The sequence below is a fragment of the Longimicrobium sp. genome, assembly GCF_036554565.1.
Lineage (GTDB): Bacteria > Gemmatimonadota > Gemmatimonadetes > Longimicrobiales > Longimicrobiaceae > Longimicrobium.
Map to the genome: position 1 here is coordinate 1 of NZ_DATBNB010000240.1, position 2,222 is coordinate 2,222.

A 2,222-nucleotide genomic window follows, 5' to 3' on the forward strand; every position below is an offset into this window, starting at 1 on the left:
CCGAGGCTTCGGGTCTGGTGCCGCTGCCGCGCCCTCGTTTGTACGTATCCGCGGCTAGATCCTTCGGCCCGCGACGGAGGTGCTGCGGGCGGGTCCGGTGCGCCTGGGCCTCAGGATGACTGGTTTGCGTCGAGCGCCTCCGGTTCCCCCTCCGGCTCTCGCCGCGGCAGCAGCAAGATTCCTGCGACCAGCAGCACCACCCCGCCCAGCACCAGCGGCCACGACAGCGATCCGCCGCTGAGCACCGCGCGGCGCACGCCGGGCTGCCAGAGCAGCAGCACGACGAAGGCGTTGTTGACGAAGTGCATCAGCATGCTCGCGAAGATCGATCGCGAGTGCCATGCAACGTACCCCATCAGCAGCCCCACCCATGCCGTGGGCAGAAAGCGCAGGGCCGTCTCGAACGACAGGTGGAAGGCGCCGAACACCGCCGCCGTCACCACGATGGCCCGCCACGCGCGCATCTCGCGCCCCAGCGACTGCAGCAGCACGCCCCGGAACACCAGTTCTTCGCAGATGGCGGGCGTCAGCGCGGCCAGGAAGAACAGCCACATCGCGCGCCGGGCGTCCGTGGCCGTCAGCAGCTTTTCGAGGTAGCCCAGGCTTTCCATCCCGCCCTCGAACATCTGCAGCTGCAGCCAGCCGATCACCCATCCAACCGGGATTCCACCCAGCGCGATCAGCAGGGCCGCCGCGAGGGCGCGCGGGGCCGGGGCGCGCAGGGCCAGCGCGTTGCGGGGCTGGTAGGGTCCGAGCGTGGCGAAAGCGACCGCGGGAAGCGCCAGCAGCAGCCACTGCGAGACGAGGAGCCCGCGCTCGCCCAGGTCCGCCTGCAGCCGCGTACCCAGGTGAAAGTACAGGAGGGCGATCAGGGCGATGAAGGCCAGCGCCTCCGCCGGAAGCGGCACGCCGCGCGGCGCGGCGCGCCACGTCCGCAGCCGCTCGCCCCACGAGCCGCCGGCGGACGCCTGACCCGAGCCGCCGCCAAACAGCACGTCTTCGCGCCCGAACGCACGGGCCGCATAGGCCAGCGCCAGCGCGGCGTACGCGATCGTGGCCGCGAAGGCCAGCAGCGACGGCATCAGCGGCGCCTGGCCGGCCATCAGCTCGCGGAAGAACATGGCGATGCCCACCACCGGCACCACGGCCAGCGCGGGGGTGAAGTCGATCCCCGGAAGCGTCACCACCAGCACGGGAAGGATGGCCGCCAGCTGCGCCGGGGTCAGCGCATTCTGCGCCTCCTTGAACGACTGCGCGCGGACGGCGATCCCCAGGAAGAGCGCGGCGAAGAGGATGGCCAGCGGCACCAGGGCCAGCAGGATCAGCGCGGCCGATTCCAGCGGCAGCGTAAACCGCACGTTGGCCGCGCGTGCGAAGCGGAAGACGCCGGACTGGAAGGTGAGCAGCATGCTGAGCAGGTTGGCCGCGGCGGCCACGATGCCGATCAGAGCCACCGCGGCGAACTTGCCGGCCACGATCTCCCGCGCCGGCACCGCCGCCGTGAGCAGCGTTTCCAGCGTGCCTCGCTCCTTTTCCCCCGCCGCCAGGTCGATCGCGGGATAAAAGGCGCCCAGCAGCGTCATCATCACCAGGATGAGCGGCAGGAAGCGGCCCAGCGCATATCCCCCCGCCTCCTCGGCCGTGGCGACGGACGAGTCGGCGACGGCGAGGGGCGTGGCGAAGCCGGCGGGAAGGCCCCGGGCCCGCAGCCGCCGCGAGAGCAGCGTGTCGCCCCACTCGTCCAGCCGCTCGCGCGTTACCCCCTGCGCCCGCTGCGAGCGATCGTTGGACGCATCGTACAGCAGCTCCATCTGCCGCGTCCCCCCGTCCGTGCCGGATGCACCCGCAGCGCCGATCACCAGGGCCGCGTCCACGTTCCCCTTGCGGACGGCATCTACCGACGCGCTCTCAGCGGAAATCACGCGGATGGCAGAATCGGCATCCAGGAAGCGGACCAGCGGGGTGTCGGCGCCGGTGACGGCCACGCGCGCCTGCTCGGCCCCCAGCCGCCGCTGCCCGAACAGGGCCAGCTGCTCGGCCAGCACCATCATAGCCGGGTACAGCAGCGTGGGGATCACCAGCATCATGAAGAGCGTGCGCCGATCGCGGAGCGTTTCGCGAAGCTCCTTGGCGAGCACCGTGCGCACCGTGGCCCAGCGCATCACGCCGCCTCCCGCGCAATCTTGAGGAAGGCGCGGGCAAGGTTCTCTTCGCCGCTCCCC

At 71.4% G+C, this 2,222-nt stretch carries 1 protein-coding gene; it reads right to left on the reverse strand.

The genetic code is table 11. The features are described 5' to 3' along the window. Window positions 1–110: 110 nt before the first annotated feature. Entirely contained in the window at window positions 111–2,162 is a 2,052-nt protein-coding gene (locus tag VIB55_RS06535) for an ABC transporter permease subunit/CPBP intramembrane protease (protein ID WP_331875865.1), read from the reverse strand. Window positions 2,163–2,222: the final 60 nt, after the last annotated feature.

Bases quoted from the DNA above. Each gene is read 5' to 3' on its own strand.
- VIB55_RS06535 (WP_331875865.1), bottom strand. From the start codon at position 2,162: ATGCGCTGGGCCACGGTGCGCACGGTGCTCGCCAAGGAGCTTCGCGAA.